Annotated in this window: 18 protein-coding genes; 6 read left to right on the forward strand and 12 right to left on the reverse strand. The window is 45.8% G+C overall.

The window, feature by feature from the left end; all coding sequences use genetic code 11:
• Positions 1–26: 26 nt before the first annotated feature.
• Complete coding sequence (locus tag HDC91_RS09410) at positions 27–2,804, reverse strand: TonB-dependent receptor domain-containing protein (protein WP_370576814.1); 2,778 nt, start codon at positions 2,802–2,804, stop codon at positions 27–29.
• Between the two features lie 116 nt (positions 2,805–2,920).
• On the reverse strand, positions 2,921–3,283 hold the full coding sequence (locus tag HDC91_RS09415) for a helix-turn-helix domain-containing protein (protein WP_183551215.1): 363 nt from the start codon (positions 3,281–3,283) through the stop codon (positions 2,921–2,923).
• Between the two features lie 215 nt (positions 3,284–3,498).
• Here HDC91_RS09415 and HDC91_RS09420 point away from each other — a divergent pair, with 215 nt between their 5' ends.
• Positions 3,499–4,389 carry a M12 family metallopeptidase gene (locus tag HDC91_RS09420; RefSeq protein ID WP_183551218.1) on the forward strand — a complete coding sequence of 297 codons (891 nt, stop codon included), beginning with the start codon at positions 3,499–3,501 and terminating at the stop codon, positions 4,387–4,389.
• A 53-nt stretch (positions 4,390–4,442) separates the two neighbouring features.
• Here HDC91_RS09420 and HDC91_RS09425 read toward each other — a convergent pair whose 3' ends face one another.
• Complete coding sequence (locus HDC91_RS09425; RefSeq protein ID WP_183551221.1) at positions 4,443–4,703, reverse strand: hypothetical protein; 261 nt, start codon at positions 4,701–4,703, stop codon at positions 4,443–4,445.
• 309 nt (positions 4,704–5,012) lie between these two features.
• Between HDC91_RS09425 and pruA the strand changes: the two genes are divergently transcribed.
• Positions 5,013–6,650 (forward strand): L-glutamate gamma-semialdehyde dehydrogenase, encoded by a 1,638-nt coding sequence (pruA, locus tag HDC91_RS09430; protein WP_183551224.1) that lies wholly within the window; start codon positions 5,013–5,015, stop codon positions 6,648–6,650.
• 171 nt (positions 6,651–6,821) lie between these two features.
• Here pruA and can read toward each other — a convergent pair whose 3' ends face one another.
• The 5 genes from can to HDC91_RS09455 all read right to left on the reverse strand — a co-directional run bounded on the left by can (position 6,822) and on the right by HDC91_RS09455 (position 11,198).
• The gene (can, locus tag HDC91_RS09435) at positions 6,822–7,481 is read right to left on the reverse strand and encodes a carbonate dehydratase (RefSeq protein ID WP_183551228.1); all 660 of its coding nucleotides are present in this window, start codon (positions 7,479–7,481) and stop codon (positions 6,822–6,824) included.
• Positions 7,482–7,496: 15 nt separating this feature from the next.
• Entirely contained in the window at positions 7,497–8,246 is a 750-nt protein-coding gene (locus tag HDC91_RS09440) for a YoaK family protein (RefSeq protein WP_183551231.1), read from the reverse strand.
• Between the two features lie 129 nt (positions 8,247–8,375).
• Positions 8,376–9,101: a carbonic anhydrase gene (locus HDC91_RS09445; RefSeq protein ID WP_183551234.1), complete on the reverse strand. Its 726-nt coding sequence runs from the start codon at positions 9,099–9,101 to the stop codon at positions 8,376–8,378.
• A gap of 14 nt (positions 9,102–9,115) precedes the next feature.
• Complete coding sequence (locus HDC91_RS09450) at positions 9,116–10,717, reverse strand: SulP family inorganic anion transporter (RefSeq protein WP_183551237.1); 1,602 nt, start codon at positions 10,715–10,717, stop codon at positions 9,116–9,118.
• 148 nt (positions 10,718–10,865) lie between these two features.
• Entirely contained in the window at positions 10,866–11,198 is a 333-nt protein-coding gene (locus tag HDC91_RS09455; protein ID WP_183551240.1) for a hypothetical protein, read from the reverse strand.
• A gap of 220 nt (positions 11,199–11,418) precedes the next feature.
• Here HDC91_RS09455 and HDC91_RS09460 point away from each other — a divergent pair, with 220 nt between their 5' ends.
• The 3 genes from HDC91_RS09460 (at position 11,419) to HDC91_RS09470 (ending at position 14,236) form a co-directional block, all read left to right on the forward strand.
• Positions 11,419–12,960 (forward strand): acyl-CoA carboxylase subunit beta, encoded by a 1,542-nt coding sequence (locus HDC91_RS09460; protein WP_183551243.1) that lies wholly within the window; start codon positions 11,419–11,421, stop codon positions 12,958–12,960.
• Between the two features lie 237 nt (positions 12,961–13,197).
• Positions 13,198–13,608 (forward strand): GNAT family N-acetyltransferase, encoded by a 411-nt coding sequence (locus HDC91_RS09465; protein WP_183551246.1) that lies wholly within the window; start codon positions 13,198–13,200, stop codon positions 13,606–13,608.
• Between the two features lie 34 nt (positions 13,609–13,642).
• Complete coding sequence (locus HDC91_RS09470; RefSeq protein WP_183551249.1) at positions 13,643–14,236, forward strand: DUF2238 domain-containing protein; 594 nt, start codon at positions 13,643–13,645, stop codon at positions 14,234–14,236.
• Positions 14,237–14,240: 4 nt separating this feature from the next.
• Here HDC91_RS09470 and HDC91_RS09475 read toward each other — a convergent pair whose 3' ends face one another.
• A complete protein-coding gene (locus tag HDC91_RS09475) occupies positions 14,241–14,510 on the reverse strand; it encodes a hypothetical protein (protein ID WP_183551251.1) in 270 nt (89 codons plus the stop codon).
• Between the two features lie 142 nt (positions 14,511–14,652).
• Here HDC91_RS09475 and HDC91_RS09480 point away from each other — a divergent pair, with 142 nt between their 5' ends.
• Positions 14,653–15,456, forward strand: a complete 804-nt coding sequence (locus tag HDC91_RS09480; RefSeq protein ID WP_183551254.1) for a bifunctional 2-polyprenyl-6-hydroxyphenol methylase/3-demethylubiquinol 3-O-methyltransferase UbiG — start codon at positions 14,653–14,655, stop codon at positions 15,454–15,456.
• On the opposite strand, the gene HDC91_RS09485 is transcribed toward HDC91_RS09480, so the two are convergent.
• From HDC91_RS09485 to HDC91_RS09495, 3 genes are all read right to left on the reverse strand, one after another.
• On the reverse strand, positions 15,453–19,574 hold the full coding sequence (locus tag HDC91_RS09485; protein WP_183551257.1) for a two-component regulator propeller domain-containing protein: 4,122 nt from the start codon (positions 19,572–19,574) through the stop codon (positions 15,453–15,455). The genes HDC91_RS09480 and HDC91_RS09485 overlap by 4 nt on opposite strands.
• Before the next feature lie 244 nt (positions 19,575–19,818).
• The gene (locus tag HDC91_RS09490) at positions 19,819–21,510 is read right to left on the reverse strand and encodes a DUF5060 domain-containing protein (protein WP_183551260.1); all 1,692 of its coding nucleotides are present in this window, start codon (positions 21,508–21,510) and stop codon (positions 19,819–19,821) included.
• A 122-nt stretch (positions 21,511–21,632) separates the two neighbouring features.
• Complete coding sequence (locus tag HDC91_RS09495) at positions 21,633–22,691, reverse strand: glycoside hydrolase family 26 protein (RefSeq protein ID WP_221262160.1); 1,059 nt, start codon at positions 22,689–22,691, stop codon at positions 21,633–21,635.
• Positions 22,692–22,746 lie beyond the last annotated feature (55 nt).

Here is a 22,746-nt window from a genome sequence, read left to right on the forward strand (position 1 = left end):
AACTGCCGTTTAACAAATAAATATTATTAAAACGTGTAATTAAATGATAATGAGTAATTTGAACCCATTGCATAATTTTTAAAAGTGGTGCCGGTACCTGATGGTGCGTATGGTTTGCCATCAAGCTGGTAAACAAAATTGTAGCGCTGGTTAAGGATGTCGCTGCCGCTAAACTTAATTTCACCGCGGCTTTTAATAACCTTATAGCCTATCTGAAAATCCAGCATATCGCGCGGTTTTTCGTAGATGCTCGAGAACCTGCCGCCGCCTGCAAAAAATATCCTTTCGCCCAGGCGGTTATAAAGCACATTAATTGACAGTTTGTTATTCAGCTCGGTATGCTGCAGGCCAGCGTTTATTACGTAAGGCGATTGCCCAACCAACGGCCGGGTCTTCTCTAAACGTGGTATACCATCGGTAGGGTTGGTTACTTTTGAACGGTTTATAGAAAGGTTGGCATATGCTGTGGTGTTTTTAAAGAAATTGCTGCCGTTAATAAAATCAAGCGATTTGCGGGCCTCCAGTTCAAAACCATACACATAAGCCGACTTAGAGTTAAAGTAGGTGATGTTGGTAGTCGAGTTTTCGTCCTGTATCAGCGGCTCAATCGCGTTCTGGAACTTTTTATAGAATGCCGATACCGAAAATATTTGCCCTGCCGAAGGATAAAATTCGTAACGCAGGTCGGCATTGTCAATTATCGTGCGCTGCAGATCAGGGTTACCCTGCTGGTTGGCCAGCAATTCGTAATCGTAATATGAGAACAACGCAAGCTCCCTAAACTCGGGGCGCGCCACGGTACGGTAGTAAGATGCCCTTAAGTTAGCTTTATCTGTTAACGCATAGGTAAAGTTTACTGATGGCAACAGGTCAAGGTTATTCAGGTTAACCGCTTTTGCGGTAGGGTCTTTGGTTAGCAGGTTAAGGTCGAATTTTTCGGCCCTTAAACCGTACACCACACGCACGTGATCGCCAATTTTGCTATCCAGCATGGCATAGCCAGCGTTGGTTGTACTATTGGCGGTGTACCTGTCCGTCAGGTTTTGCAATTCATCAAGGTTGTATAAACCTGCGGCTATCACATTTGGGCCAAACAAGGTTTGTATTGGGCGCATCCTTATCGCCTCGGCGTTGGGGTCGTTGGTGTTTAGCACCAGGCCAATAAACCGTGCGTCGAAGGACCTGTCGCGGTACTGCGAGCTTACACCCAGTTTAAGCGTGCTTTGTTTAAACAGGTTTACCGGTACGTTATAATCAACCTTACCCGAGTAAATATTTTCGTTAAGGTGCGAGAACAAGCGGGCGTTCTCTTTATTCAGGTTGGTTACCTGTGCAATAAAGTCTTCGCCGGCGTTGTGTTGTGTATAATTAACTTTCTTTTGGTCGGGTTGGTCGTTAAGTATATTGCTGTAGCTCAGGTTCCATTTTAACTTAGAGCTTTTTTGCCCCAGGCCGTGCTCACCTTCCAAAGTTGTTTTAAATAAGGCTTTCTCTAAAAGGTCGAAAGCGTAAAAACGGTTATCGTTCGACGATGTGCTGGTGTTAGCGCCCGTGCGGTACGTAAACTGATCGTCTAAAACGCGGTTATACAAGTTTTTTAAAGTGATCTTACTTTTGCCAAAGCTGTAGGCAAAGTTTGCCAACGCCCCAATATTGGTCGAAAACTTATATTGCTGGCTGCGATAATCAAAGTTATCGTACTGCTGTATAAAGTCGGGCACAATGGTTTGCGCGTTGCGGTAAGTTAGCGCGACGGTGGTACCAAAGCGGTTTTTGTTTTCGCCAATTTCCTTTACGTTACCAATGGTCAACTGGTAGTTTTGGGTAGGTAATGCTTTAGATGTGTAAACGTTATAATCGTTATTAAGGGTGTTGATAGCCTGTATATTCTGCTTAGCAGGCAACTGCCTTAAGGTGATCTGGCTGGTAGTCGGAAAATTGTTTACCAGTTTGCGGGTACCATCGTCAAAACCCAAATAATCAATACCGCTGCGGTAGCCGCTTTTAAAATCTTTAAAAGTGCTTTGGGTATTGTAGCCCAAACCAAGGCCAACGGTTACAAAGTTTTGGTCGGGGATATCTTTGGTCAATATCTGTACGCTGCCGCCTGCAAAATCGCCCGACATATCAGGGCTGGCGGTTTTGCTGATAACGATATTATCTACCAGGCTTGAGGGTACAATATCAAACGAGAACGCTTTACGGTTAGGCTCGGTGCTGGGCAGCGGCGCACCGTCAAGCGATGCAGTGTTATACCTGTCGCTTAAGCCGCGCACTACAACAAACTTATTATCCTGTATGGTAGCGCCGCTTACGCGTTTAAGCACGTCGCTGGTGTTGCGATCGGGCGATTTTTTGATCAGTTCTGACGAGATACCATCAGAAATGGAAACACTGTTTTTTTGAATGGCGTATAAAGCCCCTACCGACTCCTGGCGGTACGTGGCGCGCACCACCACCTCTTTAAGCGCCTGCGACTCGGCCGGCGCTACGGTAATATCAAGCGGGGTATTGGCGTTTGCCTTCACCTCGATATCAGATACGGTTTTGCTTTGATAGCCAATGTAACGTACCAATATGGTGTATTTGCCAGGGGTAAGCCCGCCCAATACATAATGGCCTTCTACATCGGTAGCGGCGGCTTTGGTGGTGCCCTCAATATTTACGGTGGCGCCAATTAAGGTCTCGCTTGTTTTCTGATCGATTATTTTGCCTGATATACGGCCGGTGCCTTGTGCAAATAAACTGCCTGCATTAAGGCTTAAAACAATGATAATGGTTATAGCAGATAAAACTTTTTTCACGTGTATTAATTTAATACCGCAAAACTATTACCGCTATGTTAGTTGAATGTTATGCGTTTATTACCATAACAACCACTTAATATTAATAAAATGTTAACTGATTTTGGAAGCGGTTATCAACCAGCTTTTTGGCGCCCGGCCACGCCTTGCTGCTTTAATTCCTGCAATTCCAGCTCGTAGGCACGCATGCGGGCGTGCAGTATATCCACCTCGGTACGCATCATTTGTATCTCGGTTATCAGCTTGGCCGAATCGGGCTTGTGTATCATTTTTTCGCCCGTGCCCAGTATCAGCCACTCGGGCGAGTACTTTAGCTGGAAACACAGTTTACGGATCAGGTAATAGCTTACATCCTGCTTTTGGTTAATAACCTTGCTAATAAAACCCTGATCTACCCCAATGGCATTGGCAAGGGCCAGCTGGCCGCCATGTTCTTTAACGATAACCTTTATTCGTTTTACAACTGCTTCATCAGACATGCTGCAAGTATAAACATTTTTGATAAAGCAGGCACATTTGCTTAAAAATTGCGATAGCGGCCGCCCCAACAAATGATGAAAGTTAAGGGGCCAGCCTGCGGGAAACTCAATACTTTTCTGACGTGTTCGTTTGCAATAAAAAAATAAACATATCTGATACATAGGCGTTACAATATAATACAGGGCGAAATTTAATTACTTTAAAAGAATTAATTATGCGTAAAAGATATCTGGTAGCCATGCTGATAGCTTGTATGGCATCTGCATGTACCAAAACACCCGAAGGTGATATTACATCACCATCAAATAACAGCCCCGCCGGTGCCGATGCATCGGACCAGGAGTTATTGGCAAACACCGCTTCTGATGAGCAAAACGAATCTGATTTTGCCACAGACGACGCTATTCCAAAAGTTTGTGTAGATAAATTTACAAGTAGCCAGCCTATTGTATTAGATGAGGAGGATGACGAGGTAAGCAAAAAAGGTGTTTTTGTAAAAGGTACCAAGTGGCCAAAAGGCAAAACGCTAAAAGTATATTTTATAAACGGCAGCGACTTTTTACGAAATAAGGTAATTTTTTACGCCCGGAAATGGGCCAACCATACTACCCTGCATTTTGTGGTTACCAGCAAAAAGTCCGAATCGAACATACGTGTAGGCTTCAAGATCAACAAAGACCATGGCTCGTGGTCATTGCTGGGTACCGACGCCGAAAAATATAAGGCTTACCAAACCATGAATTTTGGATGGTTCAACAAACACACCGAGGATAAGGAATTTAGCCGTACCGTAGTGCACGAATTTGGCCATGCCATTGGCCTGGGCCACGAGCAGCTAAGCCCGGTTGAAAAGATACCGTGGGATAAGCAGGCGGTTTATGATTACTATATGGGCCCGCCAAACAACTGGACAAAAAAACAGGTGGACTTTAACATTTTTGACAGGTATAAAAAACGTGATGTACGCAACACCAAATTCGACCCGGAATCGATAATGCAATACCCTGTACCAAAAGAATTTACTACCGACGGTTCGTCGATAGGGTATAATTACTACCTGAGCGATAAGGATAAAAAGTTTATCGCCAGGATATATCCGGATTAAGTAAATAAAAGGGCAGACGTACCCTGCCCTTTTATTTTATGAAGCTAGGTATGTTATCTAACAATAACTTTATTAGCGTTTTGTGCTGCCATTACTGCCCAGATAATACAGCCTACCCAGGCAATTGCGGCACCAATAATGGGGATAACGAAAAAGAGGATAATTGTAGCGAAAAACATTACCACGCCACCAAGTATCGAAGCGTACAGTAAGCCTAGCGGCCCAAATAAAAAGGCTAACAAAAATGCGGTGCCAACACTTTTTTGTTTGGCTACAATAATAATTTGCTGTTGTGGAGGATTGGTTTGTTCCATAATTTGTGAAAGGTTTAGTTGAAGGTTTTAATAAAAATGTACTACTAGTTACTGTACTACAATAGGTTATATCAAATATTATATATTAAACCAACAATTCAAAATATAATGATATTTGATTTTCATGCGTATACTGGGCCTTCTGTAAGCGCATTCTGCTTGCCATAGCCTGGGTTGTTATTGGTGCCATTGATGTTTATCGATGTTTTAAAGCTCATCAAACCCATGTCACAAATTCCAATTTGCACATTCGTACATTCGCACATCTGCACATTTCGCCGTATCTTTGCGGCACCAAAATAATCATCTATGTTAAAAGGATTTTTTAATGTTCCGGCACCTGTAAATGAGCCTGTATTAAACTACGGCCCGCGCAGTGTGGAGCGTGCGGCCCTTAAAGCCGCTTTAACCGAGGCACGCTCAAAACAGGTTGATATACCCATGTATATTGGCGGCAAAGAGGTGCGTACGGGTAAGCTCAAAGAGCTGCGCCCGCCTCATGACCATCAGCATTTATTAGGCACATTTCACTACGGCGATAAAACCTATATAACAGCGGCTATTGATGCAGCCCTGGCTGCCAAAGCCGATTGGGAAAACCTGCCATGGGAGCAGCGCGCAGCCATATTTTTAAAAGCTGCCGACCTGCTTGCCGGCCCATATCGTTTTAAGATAAACGCGGCCACCATGCTTGGCCAAAGCAAGAACGCTTACCAGGCCGAGATTGATTCGGCCTGCGAGTTCATCGACTTTTTGCGCTTTAACGTGCAATACATGACCGAAATTTACCAGCAGCAGCCCCCGGTATCGGGTAAGGGTGTATGGAACCGCGTAGAACAGCGCCCGCTTGAGGGTTTTGTGTTCGCGCTTACGCCGTTTAACTTTACGGCGATAGCGGGTAACTTGCCAACATCGGCAGCCATGATGGGTAACGTGGTAGTGTGGAAGCCTGCCGATACGCAGGTGTACGCTGCCAACGTAATTATGCAGGTTTTAATTGAAGCAGGCCTGCCGGCTGGTGTTATCAACCTGATATACGCACCCGGCCCCGAGGTTGGCGATGTGGTATTTAACCACCCCGATTTTGCCGGCATCCACTTTACAGGCTCAACCGGTGTTTTCCAGAACATCTGGCAAACCATTGGCAACAACATCCATAAATACAAAACCTACCCGCGCATTGTGGGCGAAACCGGCGGTAAAGACTTTGTGCTTGCCCACCCAAGCGCCAATGCTGATGCCGTTGCGGTAGCCTTGCTGCGCGGCGCATTTGAATACCAGGGGCAAAAATGCTCGGCTGCTTCAAGGGCTTATATACCTGCAAGCTTATGGCCTGCTGTAAAAGAACACATGGTACGCGAGATGGCTACTTTTAAAATGGGCCCTACCGAAGATTTTGAGAATTTTATTAATGCCGTTATCACCGAAGCATCGTTTGATAAACTGGCAAAATATATTGACGCGGCAAAAACCGACGACAGCGTTGAGATTGTTGCCGGCGGCAAGTACGATAAATCAAAGGGCTGGTTTATTGAGCCTACCGTTTTAAAGGTTAACGACCCGTACTATGTAACCATGTGCGAAGAACTGTTTGGCCCGGTATTAACCGTGTATGTTTACGATGACAGCGAGTGGAGCAATATACTGGATATTGTAGATAAAACATCTATTTACGCGTTAACAGGCGCCATTCTATCGCAAGATCGTTACGCCATTGCCGAGGCTACACAACGCCTGCGCAACGCCGCGGGCAACTTCTACATAAACGATAAGCCAACCGGTGCAGTTGTTGGTCAGCAGCCGTTTGGCGGCGCACGTGGATCGGGAACTAACGATAAGGCCGGATCAATGATCAATCTGCTGCGTTGGGTATCGCCAAGAACGATAAAGGAAACCTTTGACCCGCCAACGGATTACAGGTACCCGTTTTTAACGGCTGAGGTTTAATCCCATAGCCCCTTAAAGCGGAAGCTTTAAATAAGCATAATAAAGGCCAAAGTTTTTACTTTGGCCTTTATTTATGAATACCCGCGCTGTGGCAAGCAAACCTGCACAGCGCAACAGATATTCCGTTTCTCGGGATGACAAGCGGGTTATGTCTCTTAGGTATTGATCCTGCTATTTCTCAAACCTGAACACCTCGTCCATTTTCAGGTTATTATGGGTGCTTACCTTCATATCGGTAATAATACCGGTGGCAAGGCTGTACACCCAGCCATGTACGTTTAGCTCCTGCCCGTTTGCCCAGGCATTTTGTACAATAGATGTTTTGCAGAGGTTGCTTACGTTCTCTATCACGTTCAGTTCAACCAGGCGATCGCCGCGTTTGGATTCGTCTTCAATCGCGTCCAGCTCTGCAGCATGCACACGATAAACATCTTTTATGTGGCGCAGCCAGTTATCTATCAGGCCGAATTGTTTATTGGTCATGCTGGCCAGTACGCCGCCGCAGCCATAATGCCCGGTTACAATAACATGCTTTACCTGCAAAACGTTAACAGCGTAGTCTAATACGCTAAGCATATTCATATCCGTGTGTATCACCATATTGGCAATATTGCGGTGCACAAATATCTCGCCGGGTTTGGTATTGGTTATCTGGTTGGCAGGTACCCGGCTATCGGCGCAGCCTATCCACAATACCGGCGGTTTTTGCCCGTTTGCAAGCGTGGTAAAGTACTCGGGGTCTTCTTTTAAAGCGTTGGCAACAAAGTTTTTATTGCCCTCTAAAAGGCTCTCGTAGCTAATGTGGTTGGTTTCGTGTATATGTTTAGACATGGCGATAATTGTTTCTTATTTACTGACCGGCGCATTCTTCCGCGAAAAAAAGCGCATCAATTTGTGCCGGGCAACTGTTGATAAATCGTAATATAATATCGTGAGCAATATTAAGGGTATAAAGTAAAATATGGCAAACTCGTACAAATTAAAGAAGTATCCGCCAATAATGCCACCCAAAAAGTAAAATCCAAGCACCGTAAGGCGAATGTATATTTTGTTTTTGGTACCCTCGGCTTTGGTTGACCTGGGGTGATACCAATCGGATATATCTCCGCCCAGGTCTGTAAACAGCCCGGTTAGGTGCGTTGATTTGATAAGCCCGCCCGACACGATCGACACCATGCTGTTTTGCAGCCCCATTGAAAACAATATGGCGGCAATTACAATTTCGCGTTCGGTTTGGGTCTCTTCATAAAAATTATGGCCGTATATGGCCACAAATAACAGGATAATAATTTCGATAATAACCGGTGCAGAATGCGCGCGGTAGTAGCTCCGTTCTTCGTACGACCGGATGATAAAGCTGGACACAAACGCCCCTGCGAAAAACATGAACAACCACACCAGGAATATGATTATCTGGGCGAAGTTTTGCTCAACAATATGCCGGGCGAGGTTGGCCACATGCCCGGTAATATTTGACGTAAACGCCAGGAACGCCACCATGCCCACTACATTGGTAATGCCTGCTACCGCCGCCGTTGACGATGCCAGCAACAGGTTTTCTTTAAGCGTGCGGTCGTTTTTTGATTGCCTTAGCATAGGTACTGTTTTATAAAGGCTAAATTACTCTTAAAACTTATTAAAGTGCGGCGCTAAAAAAAATACGCCATAAAAAACCCCGGCTGCAATAACAGCCGGGGCAATATGTATAGATAGATATAGGGCGGATTAATGCGCGGCCAGCGCTTCGGTACCTTCCAGTTCGTACACATAGCCCAGGTTGTCTGGCCCGCTGCTGGTTAAGCCAAGGTCTTTAATAAAGCCGGTGCTTATATCAATTACCCAGCCGTGCACCTGCAGGTCGGCGCGGTGCATCCAGGCGTTTTGTACGATGGACGTTTTGCACAGATTATACACCTGCTCGCTCACATTCAGTTCAACCAGGCGGTTTACTTTTTGCTTCTCGTCGGTAATGCGGTCAAGCTCGTAAGCGTGTAAGCGGTAAACGTCTTTAATATGGCGCAGCCAGTTATCTATAATACCAAACTGCTTGCCTGTTAAAGCAGCTGCCACGCCGCCGCAGCCGTAATGGCCGGCAACAATAACATGTTTTACTTTTAATACGTTAACGGCATAATCAAGCACGCTAAGCATATTCATATCAGAGTGCACGCAAACGTTGGCAATGTTGCGGTGCACAAATACCTCGCCCGGTTTGGTACCCGTAACTTCGTTAGCGGGCACGCGGCTGTCAGAACAGCCTATCCACAAAACCTCCGGGCTTTGTCCCTGCGCCAGTTTTTTAAAATACTCAGGGTCTTCCTTTACGCGCTCGGCTACCCAGCTGCTATTGCCCTTAATCAATTTTTTATAGCTCTGGGCCTGGGCCAGCTTGATGCTGCCGGCATCAATAGCCGGCTTGTTTCCGTTCTTATTATTTTCAATTGTCGACATGATACTTTTTTGTTTTATGGTTTATAAACTAATTCTTTTAAAGGCGGCACATCGTACCTTTCCTTTACATCCTGCAATTGCACAACAATACCTTTGGTGTAAGCATTGTGCTTGTAATTGTGTATGATCTCTAATACGTCGGGGTCAATATAGCGCGACTGCGAGCCATCGATAATCACATCGCTGCCCTTTGGCAAACTTGTTAAGGTTACCTGTATAGCAGCTTTGTTTAAAAACGATACCTCTTCGGCCAGCTTTATGCGGATGGTGTTTTTTTCGCCGTTTGGCGCAATGGTGTAAAAATAGGGGTTACGCAGGTTTGTGCGCAGTATATAAAATACGCCAACCAGCATACCAATACCCACACCAATAAGCAGATCGGTAAAAATAACGGCCACTATGGTTACCACAAACGGTATAAACTGGTTCAGCCCTTTATGCCACATGTGCTTAAACAGCCCGATCCTTGCCAGCTTATACCCTACTGTTAATAATATGGCTGCCAGGCACGATAGCGGTATCTTATTCAACAGCGATGGTATGGTTAGCAGGCATATAAGCAGTAAAAAACCATGGAATATGGCGCTTACTTTAGTACGCGCACCCGAATTGACATTCGCCGATGAACGAACGATCACGGCCGTCATGGGTAAACCGCCCAGCAAGCCGCTTACTACATTCCCCGCACCCTGGGCAATCAGCTCGCGGTTTGTAGGCGATACGCGTTTAATAGGGTCAATTTTATCTACTGCTTCAAGGCTCAACAAGGTTTCTAAACTGGCCACAATGGCAATAGTGGCAGCAGTTATCCATACCTGTTTATCGCCTATGCCGCTAAAATTTGGTGATTTAAACAGGCCTAAAAACTCGCTTGTGCTGTTTACAACAGGTATCTGCACAAACTGCTTATCTAAAAGCGCTAAGCTTGTACCGCTAAATAACGAGGCTAACACCACACCGATAACCACAACCATTAACGGTGCGGGCACAATGGCCACCTTTTTAACTTTTGGCCAGTATATCATCAGCAGTAACGAAACACCTGCTATGATCACCGCGCCATAATTTATTTTGCTTACAGCGCTTATAATGCCCGAAAAGGTGTTGTTTGAATCGGCCTGGCTAAAGCCTTCGTCACCCTCAAAGTCCGAATCGTAACCAACAGCGTGCGGAAACTGCTTCATGATGAGGATGATACCAATGGCTGCCAGCATCCCCTCGATAACCGCCGACGGGAAATAGTTGGCAATAGTACCTGCCTTTACCAACCCCAGCACTATTTGCATGGCACCCGCTAACAAAACAGCCAGTAAAAAGGCCTCGAACGAACCCAATGTAGCAATGGAGTTTAACACAATTACGGTTAGCCCCGCGGCCGGGCCGGCTACACTTAGCTGCGAGCCGCTTAACGCCCCGATAACTATACCGCCGATGATACCCGATAATATACCGGAAAACAACGGCGCGCCCGATGCCAGGGCTATACCCAAACATAGTGGCAGGGCAACCAGGAACACCACCAGGCCCGAGGGGATATCTTTTTTTAGATTTTTAGCAAGAAAATACTTTTTCAGGTTAAGATCGCCGGCGGTAACGCCGCCTTGCTTGATTTGCATAACAATGATTTTATAATGAAAATTAAATAAACAGCATGTTAAACAACGCCGTGAAAGGGTATTGTAAAACAGCACAATTTGTTCGGCCTGCGTTAAAAACAGGGAACGCGCGGTTACTTACCGGATACGGCGTATCCGGCTATTTTCATTAAACGTTGGGAGGCGGGGTAGGTACCGTAGGGTGGTAAACTTGCTTGTAAAGCGATTTTTCTAAGTTGTGCAGTATATTGGTTTCGACAATGAAAGGGCGGTAAACAACCAGGTGGTTGATACTTTCATCGAAGACCTTTTTTTCTTTAACAGATTCTTTCTCGGGGTCTTCCTTTTCATTTTTCGATTCATGCTCTAACTGCATGATAACCGCATGAACTGTTTTATTATCAATGCACACAAAAACCGACGCAGTAGATATAACCATCTTTATAACAAAGATGCCCATAAATAAAGCGGCCAATGAATTTTTAAAAATCCGGTTTTTCATGTGCTACAAAGATATGATTTTTTGTAAAAGCAAAGTATCATCCCTGCGTTAAACGCTAATCTTACAATATAATTACTAAATAGCCTCACCTAATCCTCTCCAAAGGAGAGGACTTAAATTTCGGCCTTTTTTGAACCCTCTCCTTTGGAGAGGGCAGGGTGAGGCCAAATAGTTAACAATATAATTACTAATTTTAACGCTTTACCAATTAAACCGCACTGTGAATAAAAAGTTGGAGATTTTACAAAAAAAGCGCGACCACGCGCTTGAGGGTGGAGGGGCTGCACGTATAGAAAGTCAGCATAAAAAAGGGAAATTGACCGCCCGCGAGCGGCTGCATTTTCTATTGGACGAGGGCTCGTTCCAGGAGATAGGGATGCTGGTTTCGCACCGCTCTACCGATTTTGGCATGGAAAAGGAAAAATATCCCGGCGACGGTGTGGTTACCGGTTATGGCACCGTGAACGGGCGTTTGGTGTACGTTTTTTCTCAGGATTTTACCGTTTTTGGCGGCTCGCTATCAGAAACCCACGCCGAAAAGATCTGTAAGATAATGGATCTGGCCATGAAGAACGGGGCACCTGTTATCGGCCTTAACGACTCGGGCGGCGCGCGCATACAGGAAGGCGTGGTATCGCTTGGCGGTTATGCCGATATATTTTACCGCAATACCATGGCCAGCGGTGTAGTGCCGCAGATTTCGGCAATCATGGGCCCGTGCGCGGGTGGTGCCGTGTATTCGCCGGCCATTACCGATTTTATTTTGATGGTAGAGCATACCAGTTACATGTTTGTAACCGGCCCAAACGTGGTAAAGACGGTAACGCACGAGCAGGTAACATCTGAAGAACTGGGCGGCGCCAATACCCATGCAACTAAAAGCGGTGTTACGCATTTTGCCTGCGCCAACGAGATAGAAGCCATTAACAACGTAAAAAAGCTGTTAAGCTACATGCCGCAGAATTGCGAAGACCGCCCCCCTGCCCTGACTTACGAGATTAAGAACGAAGAGCGCCCCGCACTAACCGATATACTGCCTGAAAATGTTTCGCAGCCATATGATATTCGTGAGGTAATAGAACAGGTGATAGACGGCGGGTCATTTATGGAAGTGCATAAGGATTTTGCCGAAAACATTGTGGTTGGCTTTGCCCGACTGGCCGGCCGCAGTATAGGTATAGTAGCCAACCAGCCCGCGTTTTTAGCCGGGGTGCTGGATATTCACTCATCAACCAAAGGAGCGCGATTTGTGCGTTTTTGCGATAGTTTTAACATTCCATTATTGGTTTTTGAAGATGTACCGGGCTTTTTACCGGGCACCGACCAGGAGTGGAACGCCATTATCACCAACGGCGCTAAACTGCTTTACGCCTTTTGCGAGGCTACCGTTCCACGCATTACGGTTATTACCCGCAAAGCCTACGGCGGCGCGTACGATGTAATGAACTCCAAGCACATCGGTGCCGATATGAATTACGCCTGGCCAAGCGCCGAGATCGCCGTAATGGGTGCCAAAGGCGCTGCCGAGATCATTTTTAAGCGCGAGATAACCGCCGCCGAAAACCCGGAAGCAAAATGGCGCGAAAAGGAAGAGCAGTATGCCAGCATCTTCGCCAACCCATACCGCGCGGCCGAACGTGGCTTTATAGACGAGGTAATAACACCCGCCGAAACCCGCGCAAAGCTTATCCACGCCTTTAAAATGCTGGAAAATAAAGTGGTGAATAATCCTAAGAAGAAGCACGGGAATATTCCGTTGTGATATTAGATTTTAGATATACGATTTCGGATTTTGCCGGTATATAGTATGAAGCAATAACCGCGTGATTCCCTCCCAACGGGAGGGTGCAGGGAGGGGTTTTACAAAGCGATAAGCAGCGTTCAAGCCCCTCCCCGCCAACGCGCTACCCTGGCCCCTCTCCCAAGGGAGGAATGACACTTCATCATCCAGTGTTCGATATTAAAAAACCTTTTACCTTTATACTTTCGCCTTGTCCTCATGATAAGTATCGAACAAATAACCCCTCACCTAACCTGGCGGCTACGCAGGGATGTTCTTTATCCAGGCCAATACCTGCACGATATGGAGATGGACGAGGACAATCATGGCTATCATTTCGGGGCATTTGAAAATAATGCGTTGGTGGGTGTGGTATCGTTGTTTAAGCATAGCGATGACGATTGGCAGTTCCGCAAGTTTGCGGTGGTTGCTGATGTGCAAAAGAAAGGGATCGGTACACAATTGTTAAACTATATCACCACATTTGTTGTGCGCGAAAACGGCACCAGGCTTTGGTGTAATGCCAGGCTATCGGCCACAGGCTTTTACCAAAAATTTGGATTTACTAAAACCGGCAGCGAATTCCATAAAAACGGTTTTGATTACCTCATCATGCAAAAAAGCTTGTAATAAAGTATAAATTGCTTTATTTAGGTTTGGATACATGAATAAACATGCTGTTTTAATATTGCTGTTCTTTGCCGGGCTGATACTTTCCGCGATCAACCCGCACGATTATTTTACCTGGATGCTGGAAGTTTTCCCGGCCGTGCTGGGTTTTATTGTACTGGCGCTTACTTACCGGCGCTTTCAGTTTAGCTACCTTACCTACGTGATGATACTGCTGCACTGCTATGTGCTTTTTATAGGCGGGCATTACACCTACGCCGAAGTGCCGGCTTTTAACTGGCTGCGCGATGCCTTTCACCAGGCGCGTAACAATTACGATAAGGTAGGGCATTTTACCCAGGGCTTTGTACCTGCCATGATCACCCGCGAGCTGTTTATCCGGCTGCATGTTTTTCAGAAAAAGAACTGGATAGCGTTTTTAACCGTGTGCGTTTGCACCACCATCAGTGTACTGTACGAGTTTTTAGAGTGGGTTGTGTCGATTATTTCCGGCCAGTCGGGCGACTCGTTCCTTGGCACACAGGGATATATCTGGGATACACAATCGGATATGCTTTACGCCATGATAGGCGCCATTTGTATGGTTGTTTTTTTCTCGGGGTTACAGGACAGAGCGGTAAAAAATTAGCCGCTTAATTTTTAAGGATATAATTATACCAGATGAACAACTGATCGAACAGCGAGCCGGTGGCAAACTCTTCGCCCGTTGAGGTTACCATGCGCACAAAGCCTTGCTCGTTATCGGCTATCACATAGTCGAACTCGGTCTTTACAAAATCGCGCTGAAAGGTGAATTTTACCTTAACCGTATCGGCAGTGTTCTCACCCTGGCTAAAGGTGGGCACAAGGTAGTACCCATTGCTTGTTTGTAATGTAATATGCCTTGTGTCGCGTAGATCCATTGTGATTGGCAGCTTTTAACCTTTATGTAAAGTAAAGCAAAATACACAGGCACGTACAGGGCCAAAACCGCCTTTCTATAAGGGGAATATTCGCTTAGTTGCCGCCAAAATGTATATTTATACTTTAACTAAAAAAACATATATGGAGCCGGCACGGGGTTACATAATTAGCGGCGGTATCGAAGGCAAAAAGCGCCTTAACCTACTTGCCGGGGTGTTGCACGGCCATACCCAATTGCTACTGCAAGCAAACGGCCTTGTACACGGCGCCTCGTTTTTTGACGTAGGGTGCGGCGGCGGCGATGTGGCGGTAATGGCGGCCAAGATAACCGGCAGCAACGGCATGGTTACCGCCATAGATTTTGATAAAGAGATCATTGCGCTGAATAAAAAAGATGCCGAAGGTAAGGGCATTAGCAATATTTTATATAATACCCAAAGCGCTTACGATATCAGCTATCACAACCAGTTTGATGTGGCGTATTCGCGTTTCCTGTTATCGCACCTTACAGAACCTCAAAGGGTGGTAAACAATATGCTAAAAAGTGTAAAGCCCGGCGGGAGAATAATTATAGAGGACATTGATTTTAGTGGCCACTTTTGCTACCCGGCGTGTACCGCCTTTGATGAGTATGTACGTTTATTTACCGCTACCGCGAAACAGCGCGGGCAAAACGCCAATATCGGCCCGTGTTTACCGTCGCTTTTTAAGGCAGCGGGTATAGCTCAAATAAACTTCGACGTGATACAGCCCGTGTTCGCCAAAGGCGACGGCAAACAAATGGCCGTGATCACCATGGATAAAATAAAGCAGGCGGTAGTAGCCGAAGGCCTTGCCGATGCCCAAACTGTTAATTCCATTATTACCGACCTTGAAGCCTTCACCAACGATCCCGAAACCATCATCAGCCCGCGCATCTTCAGGGTGTGGGGGGTTAAGGATTAACCCTGCCTTACACCCGGCAGCCTGTTCTTTGCCCGGTATTCGTTTGGTGAGCAGTTGAATATCTTTTTAAACTCCCTGAAAAAGTAAGTTTTGTTATTGAACCCGGTGCGGTAAAATATCTCTGAAACGGTAAGGTCAGACCCGGTGAGCAATGCCGACGCCTTTTGGATCCTGATGCTGCGGATCAACTCGGTGGGGGTCATGTCCGACAGGGTTTTGATTTTGCGGTACAGCTGTATTTTGCTCAGGTTTAAGGCATTCTCCAAAAAAGCGCCGTCAAGTTCCTCATCTATGTTTTCCTCGATAACGCGGGTTACCTTTTCGATGAATTTCTTGTCACTGTCGGCTACGTCCCGGCTATCCAGGTGGGCGATAACATTCCCCGAATTAAATAACTTGTGCAGCTTATCGCGGTATTCCAGCAGTTTTTGCACTCTTACCAGTAAATGCTCCGTTTGGAATGGCTTAGGGATATAAGCATCCGCCCCGCAGCTGTACCCTTCGGTCATGTGCTCGGTAGTGGTACGGGCAGATAACAGCACAAACGGGATATGGCAGGTTTCGGACGTATTTTTAATCAGATCGCAAAGCTGCAGGCCGTTCATATCGGGCATCATCACATCGCTGATGATCAGGTCGGGCATGGCGCGGTGTATAACTTCCAGCGCCTGCTTTCCGGTAGATGCTTCGTAAATGATATAGGTATCGCCTAAAATATCTTTCAGCAGGTAACGTATCAGCTGTTCATCATCTACAATTAGTATAGCTTTTCTCTCTTCCTGCTCAAAGCTTTTAACCATCGATCTTTTGTTGTTATCGGCAACGGTGCTTGGGTCAATGGTTTTTGTGCCGGTGGTTAACGAGTTGAATATGTACGACGCGTTGTCCGTTTTATCGGTATCGGTTATCTGCTCATGTTTGGCCGGTATATAGTTCAGCGGCAGCAAGGCTTTAAAGGCTATCCAGTTGTTTTCGCAGGTCACGGTTATTTCGCCGCCTAAAAGCTGCACGATCTGCCGGGTAAAGGCCAGGCCAATACCCGAGCTTATTTTGTTTTGCTGGCTGCCATCCACCACAAAAAACTTATCAAACAGCTGCCCCACTTCACCTTCAGTTAGGTTACAGCCCGAGTTAGCTACCACGATTTTCAATTGGTTGGTTTTTTTGCACGCGTCTACCGAAAAGATAATGTATTGCTTAGCGGTGCAATGCTTGAACGCGTTGGAGAGCAGGTTGAAAATGATCTTCTCCAGCTTATCCTTATCCATCCACATGCTGATGCCCGGCTCGATGTGGATAGAGAAATCAAGCCCTTTCTGATCAACCAGAACACTGAATAATCCTGCCCGATTTGTCAGCAGGTCTGATATATTAAAGTAGCTGTAATGATTTTTCAATTGCCCCGATTCGGCCTTCCTGAACTCCAGCAGCTGGTGTACCAGGTAGTGCAGCCTGGACGCTTCCTGGCTAACGATGGACAGGAACTGTTTACCCTGCTTTGGCTCTTCAAATCGTTTAGTTTTAAACAGGTAACGCTCCAGCGAGCCTAATATCAGCGTTAGCGGAGTTTGCAGCTCGTGCGCTATGTTGGTAAAAAAGTTTATTTGTTCCTGGTGCAGGTTCTCGTCCTTTTCGCGCAGCATGTGCTCCATTTTTAGTTCATGTTCCATCAGGAATTTATTTCTGCGATAGCGCACCAACAGGAAACCGGCACCTACCAAAACCACTGCGTAGGCCAAAAACGCCCATAACGACAGCCACCAGTATTGCTTAACGGTTACCGTAAAAGCGGTAACACCCGGTGTCCACGCCCCCTCTCCGTTCGACCACTTTATCTTCAGCGTATAATCGCCCGGCGGCAGATTATTGTAAATTATTTTTTCGTGCTTGCCTATGTAATGCCAGCCTTTGTCAGACCCCTCTAAAAAATAAGCATATTGGCATTTTTGCGAATTAACATAAGTAATAGGCTGCAGGTTAAGCTCAAAGTAATTGTCCTGGGGTTTTAATATATAATGCTGGTTAATTACCGAGCCGTTCTTTGTCAGCACTTTCAGTCCACGCTCGGGGGCGTTTTTGCCGGCAAACTGCATATCAGATATCAGCAGGTGAGGCTGCTCGTTACTCACATGGATATTTTGCGGGAAGAAATAATTAAAGCCATAAATCCCCCCAAAAAACAGCATGCCCGCTTTATCCTTCCAAACAGCATTATCGCTAAACTCGTCGCTTTGCAGCCCATCCGACTCTTTGTAGTGTACTATCTTTAAACTTGCCGGGTTTATCTTAGCCAGGCCCTTGTTAGTGCTTATCCATATATTGCCTGTATTATCCTCGCTTATGGCATGGATGGTGTTATTGGGCAGGCCGTTATCTACATGAAGTTTTTTAAACACAGGCTTAGCGCTTTTTATGGCCGTGGCCTCATCGGCCCAGTTCAGGCCGAAGCTTGTGCCTACCCACAACCGTTTATTGTTATCCACGTATAACGACAAGACATCGTTGTTTGACAGGCTGCCATCGTAACTACGCGCCTTCATGGTGCGGAATTTTTGTGTTGCTTTATTAAAAACGCTTAAGCCACCATACCGGCAGCCTATCCATAAATTATTGTTGCTGCCCTGCGCAAGGGTATATATAACATCATTACCGGGGCCCCTGGCATCGCCCGTGTATTGGTATTTGGTTAGATATTTTATCCTGATCTTACCGTTATCACGTTCCAGTTTAAGGTGTACCAGCCCGCTCTCGTTCAACCCCAGCCAAACCGAGCCGTCGTTATCTGATAAAATGCAGTGTACCGAGCCAAAGGCCGGGTAAGCGCCGCTGTTGCTGATATCCTCCCACTTGGTAAATTCTTTCGTTTTCAGATCATAAAGGGTTACACCCGCCGCATCCGAGCCAATATACGCCAGCCCGTCATTACCCTTTTCAATAGTGTAAACGCAGTTATCCAGCAAGTCTACATTAGTGTGAAACGATTTAATGGCCGAGAAAGCTACATTTTTACTCCCCCAATTTTTTATAGTGATGATGCCGTTGCCCTTTGTGCCTATCCATAGTTCGCCGTTTATTTCGGCAAATGCCCTTACAGGGATATGAAACGACTGCCCGTTGGGCTGCTTTTGCACGATACCGAAATAGTTCTCTTTTTTGGCAACCTTTAACACGCCGTTGCCATCGGTACCAAACCACAGCAGGTTGGTAGCATCGTTCATTAACGAGGTTACCCTTACATTCTGCAAAACGGGTATCTGTGCAGCTATGGTACTTACAGGTTTGAATTGCTCATCGTATTCGCCCATGCCTTTTGAGGCCCAGGCAAAAACGTAGTGCTGTTTAAAAAAGCTCATTGACCGTACCTCGTGCGGTAATTTTAGCAGGCTTTGCTTTGCATACTGCTTATTGATACCCACCAGTACGCCACTTTTTGTGGTATAAAAAACCCTATGATTGGCCATAAAGACATTGTCGACATCCTGTACAGATGTAAACTGCTTTACCGACTCGAAACCGGCAGCCTTTTTCCGGAATGCTTCCAGTATGCCGTTATCTTTTAAAAGCCACAGAGTACCCTGTTCATCAAACAGCATCCGCAGCAGCATAAAGTTGGTAAGGCCCTTAATATTTACCCTGTTAAAACTATCGGTTTGGGTGTTGTAGATAAAAAGCTCTGAACTGTTTTTGCGCGCCGCGTAAACCTGTCCCTTGTTGTCAACTGCAACGGTGTAGCCGTTGGAATTTACTTTTTTTGGATTATAAAAGTAATTAGTAAAATCGCCCGTGTTTTTATTGAATTTTGACAGCCCCTCTACAGTGCCTATCCATATATTACGTTTGGTATCGCCGGTTACCTGGTAAATAACATTGCTGGCAATGGCATTTTTGCTATTCCCTTTCTCGTAGTTGAATACGTGAATATTGTTGCCGTCGTAAAAGTTTAACCCGTCCCAGCTGCCAAACCAGATGATATTGTCAGAATCCTGGTAAATGGTGTTGATACAACTGTTTGACAGGCCGCTGCTGTTATCTATCTGCTGGTAAGTGTATTGCGCCCGGCTTTCGCTGCTCCATAACAACAAGCCTATACAAGTAATTAAAGCGTATAAATATCTCATATACAAAAGCATAAGCAGATATAAACCTTACCCCGCTCTTATACAGCAGTAACCCGGATATACGAAATGGTAAAATGTGTTTATAGCTGGTATAACAAACTTATAAAATAAGCCCGTATATGAGTAATACTATTTTAACATTTAATAATGTTTAGGCCGCTATAATCGCCCTAAAATTAAAATGAAACAACATTTTTACACAATTTAAACGTGTACTAATTACACACCATAAGAAGTTGCAGGGTTATTTTACCAACAGGATAAGCACAACCTCCTGCCCGGCATTAAGTTTAACGCCTTTAATATTTAACCGCTTATTAATCGCCTTAAGCTGTGTAAATTGTGTGGTTTTTAGCGCTGATGGATAAAAAGCCTTTACCATCGCCGCTCCTGCACCGGCATACGCGAATGACACATCAGTATCCAGATCCTCGCCGGTAGTATTAAGCAGGTAAATAAAGTACTTATTGCCGCATTGTACCGCCTGTGTGTGCAGCCTGCCGGCGTTAACGGCAAATTGTACAAATTTACCATTGCCTGCTTTCAGCATCATATCGCTGATTTGCCTTACTCCCTTAAAGTAAGGCTCCATCTTTTGATCGTTAAAGAACTCCCACCACCAACTCATGGGTAATACAGGCGTTGGACTAAACATACCATACCATAACCCCCGCTTAAAATCAAAATTGGCCTCTTTGGCGTACTTAGGGTTGGCATCTTCCCATCTGTACCCAAATTCGCCTACCACGTAAGGTTTACGATAGTTTTCGATGTATTCAGGATAGATAGCGGGAATCTTTTCGGTGCGTTTATAAATATGCTTCTGGTTAAAATCCAGGTATGCTATCTGGTTCATGCCGGCTATATCGCGATGCGAGACGCTGGTGGTAACCAAATGTTTATAGGGGTCGATATCTTTAAGGTACCGGCTCATATCATCATGCCACTGGGTGATAAAATGATGCGGGATCAGGATGCTGTCTTCTTTGGTAAAGGCGGCATTATCCACCTCGTTAAAAAACTCAATAGCGGCAATATTTGTACTGTATCCCCAGCGGGCAATAACGTACCTCAGCTTGTTCTTATATTTTTGCTTTGCAGATGTAAAGCTGAAAAAATCGGTTGGTGTTTTTGCCGGGCCGCCATTTAGCTGGTTATAGGGGCTGTTTTTCCAGCCTCCGTCTTCCATTAAATGGCCGTGCCAGTCCAGCGTGAGCATAAAGTATAGGCCAAGCGAATCGGTCATGTTCACTAACTCGTCCATGCGTTTGATGGCGCCGGGGTTAAAGTATTGGTCGGTATTGCTGTATCTTTTTGTCGACCGCACCTTTTGCCACTCCAGCGGCAGGTTCCAGTAACACATCCATGTCCTGAAGAAATTTGCGCCGTTCTTTGCCAGTTCGGGCAGCAAACGATCGTAAGTATACTTGTCGTTTTCAAACGAGCGCGATTCCCAACCTACGTTCTCACCTATTCCTCTGAACAGCTCACCGTTATCAAATTTAAATGTCCAAAGGTTATTCTTATGCAAAAATCCGCGTTTGGCAGATGGCTGTACGGTAAATTTACCTTTAATGCTTTCGGTGGTTTTACCTTTGGTGTTGAGGTTAAAGTAGTAACTGTAAACACCGGTTTCCTGTGCGGCAAAACGGGCCTTCCATGCAGACGATTTGCTATCGCCCCTATCAAAATAACAGGGCAGTACAAGCGGCTTACCCGATGGGCTGGCAAGCACCATATCCACACTTACCTCCTGCTGGTCGTAAGGATTTTTAAAGGGAACGGATAGTTGAATATCCCACTCCGCTTTTTCATATTCAGTTACTTTTTTGTTTACCTGGCTATAGGTGATACCGCCGGGTTGCGCGCAGGCATTGCCCGCGCGCAGCAGCGATACTACAACCAATACACCAATCAATCTATAAAAGCTTTTCATTTATAATATTTCAATTTCAAACCAGCTTTTTAGCCTCACCTGACCCTCTTGAAAGGAGAGGACTTAGCTAAATATAGCTGATTTTAAGTCCCTCTCCTTTGCAGAGGGATTTGGGGTGAGGCCTACCAGCCAGGCATTTTATCTAAGGTTACCACGTTTGGCGCTGTATATAAAGCCTTTACCTGCGCATCGGTATTTGACGAGAAGGTAAGTTCAGACCAGCTCATGAAGAACGCCCATTTAGGTTGTGCAGAAAGTTGCGCCGCGGTAGGCAGTTTATCACATTCGCCAATAGCAATGGGCTTGCCTTTTGCGGCAGCTACCATAATATTATATTTTGCCGTAGTGTAACCACTGCCGTCGTAAAAATCAAGCGCGGCCACATCCCAGTAGTCCGAACCGGGGTTGTAAGCGTTCATATCAGTTTCCAGGCTACCAAAATCCTGCATATCCCAAACCCAAATCAGGTTGGTAAGGCCCTTGGTATTGGTCATGTAATCGTGCAACTGTTGGTATAACTTACGGGTACCATTTGCACCAGGCCTGCCGCCCCACCAAAACGCGCCCTGGTTCATTTCGTGGTAGGGGCGCCATAAAACCTCTACATTCTTATCTTTTAATTGCTGCAGGTATACGCACACTTCGTCAACCAGGTTTTTCCACTGGGTGTTAATGGCGGTGCCATCGGTTAACAGGTCGTTCCATTGGGCATCGGTTAATTTGCTTTTAACGCCGCTGGCATCAAACCCGCAGGGCTCGGCCAGGGCCGGGTTGCATGAGTGCCACATGATGTTTACAACAGCGCCCTTTTTAAATTGGGCCTCCGCCTCGTTGATCATCAGCTGGCGGTTGTTTATGTTATCCGCCTGGAAAAGGAAGTCGCCGCTCCATAACGCAGGGTATTTGCCTGTTACGCTAAATGCTTTGTCTGTCCATGCTTTTGGGGTGCTGTTTGGCTCGCGGTTGTGTATACCCGAGAGCGTTTTGGTACCAGCTATGCTGTACAGGTATTTCAGCGATTTAAATGGGGTATTCGGGACCACCGGTGGGTCTGTAACCACAACCGGCGGATCGTTCTTTACGGGTGTAATATTGTTTCCGCCATCCTTGCCGCACCTTATTATCGAAAATAAGACAGCTACAGCTACCAGGCACATCAACGGAAAATATCTTTTTTTCATAAGGTCTGTTATTAATACTATCAACACTTTGATCTTTTTCAGGAATGCAGTTTAT

This window comes from Mucilaginibacter sp. AK015, assembly GCF_014200785.1.
Lineage (GTDB): Bacteria > Bacteroidota > Bacteroidia > Sphingobacteriales > Sphingobacteriaceae > Mucilaginibacter.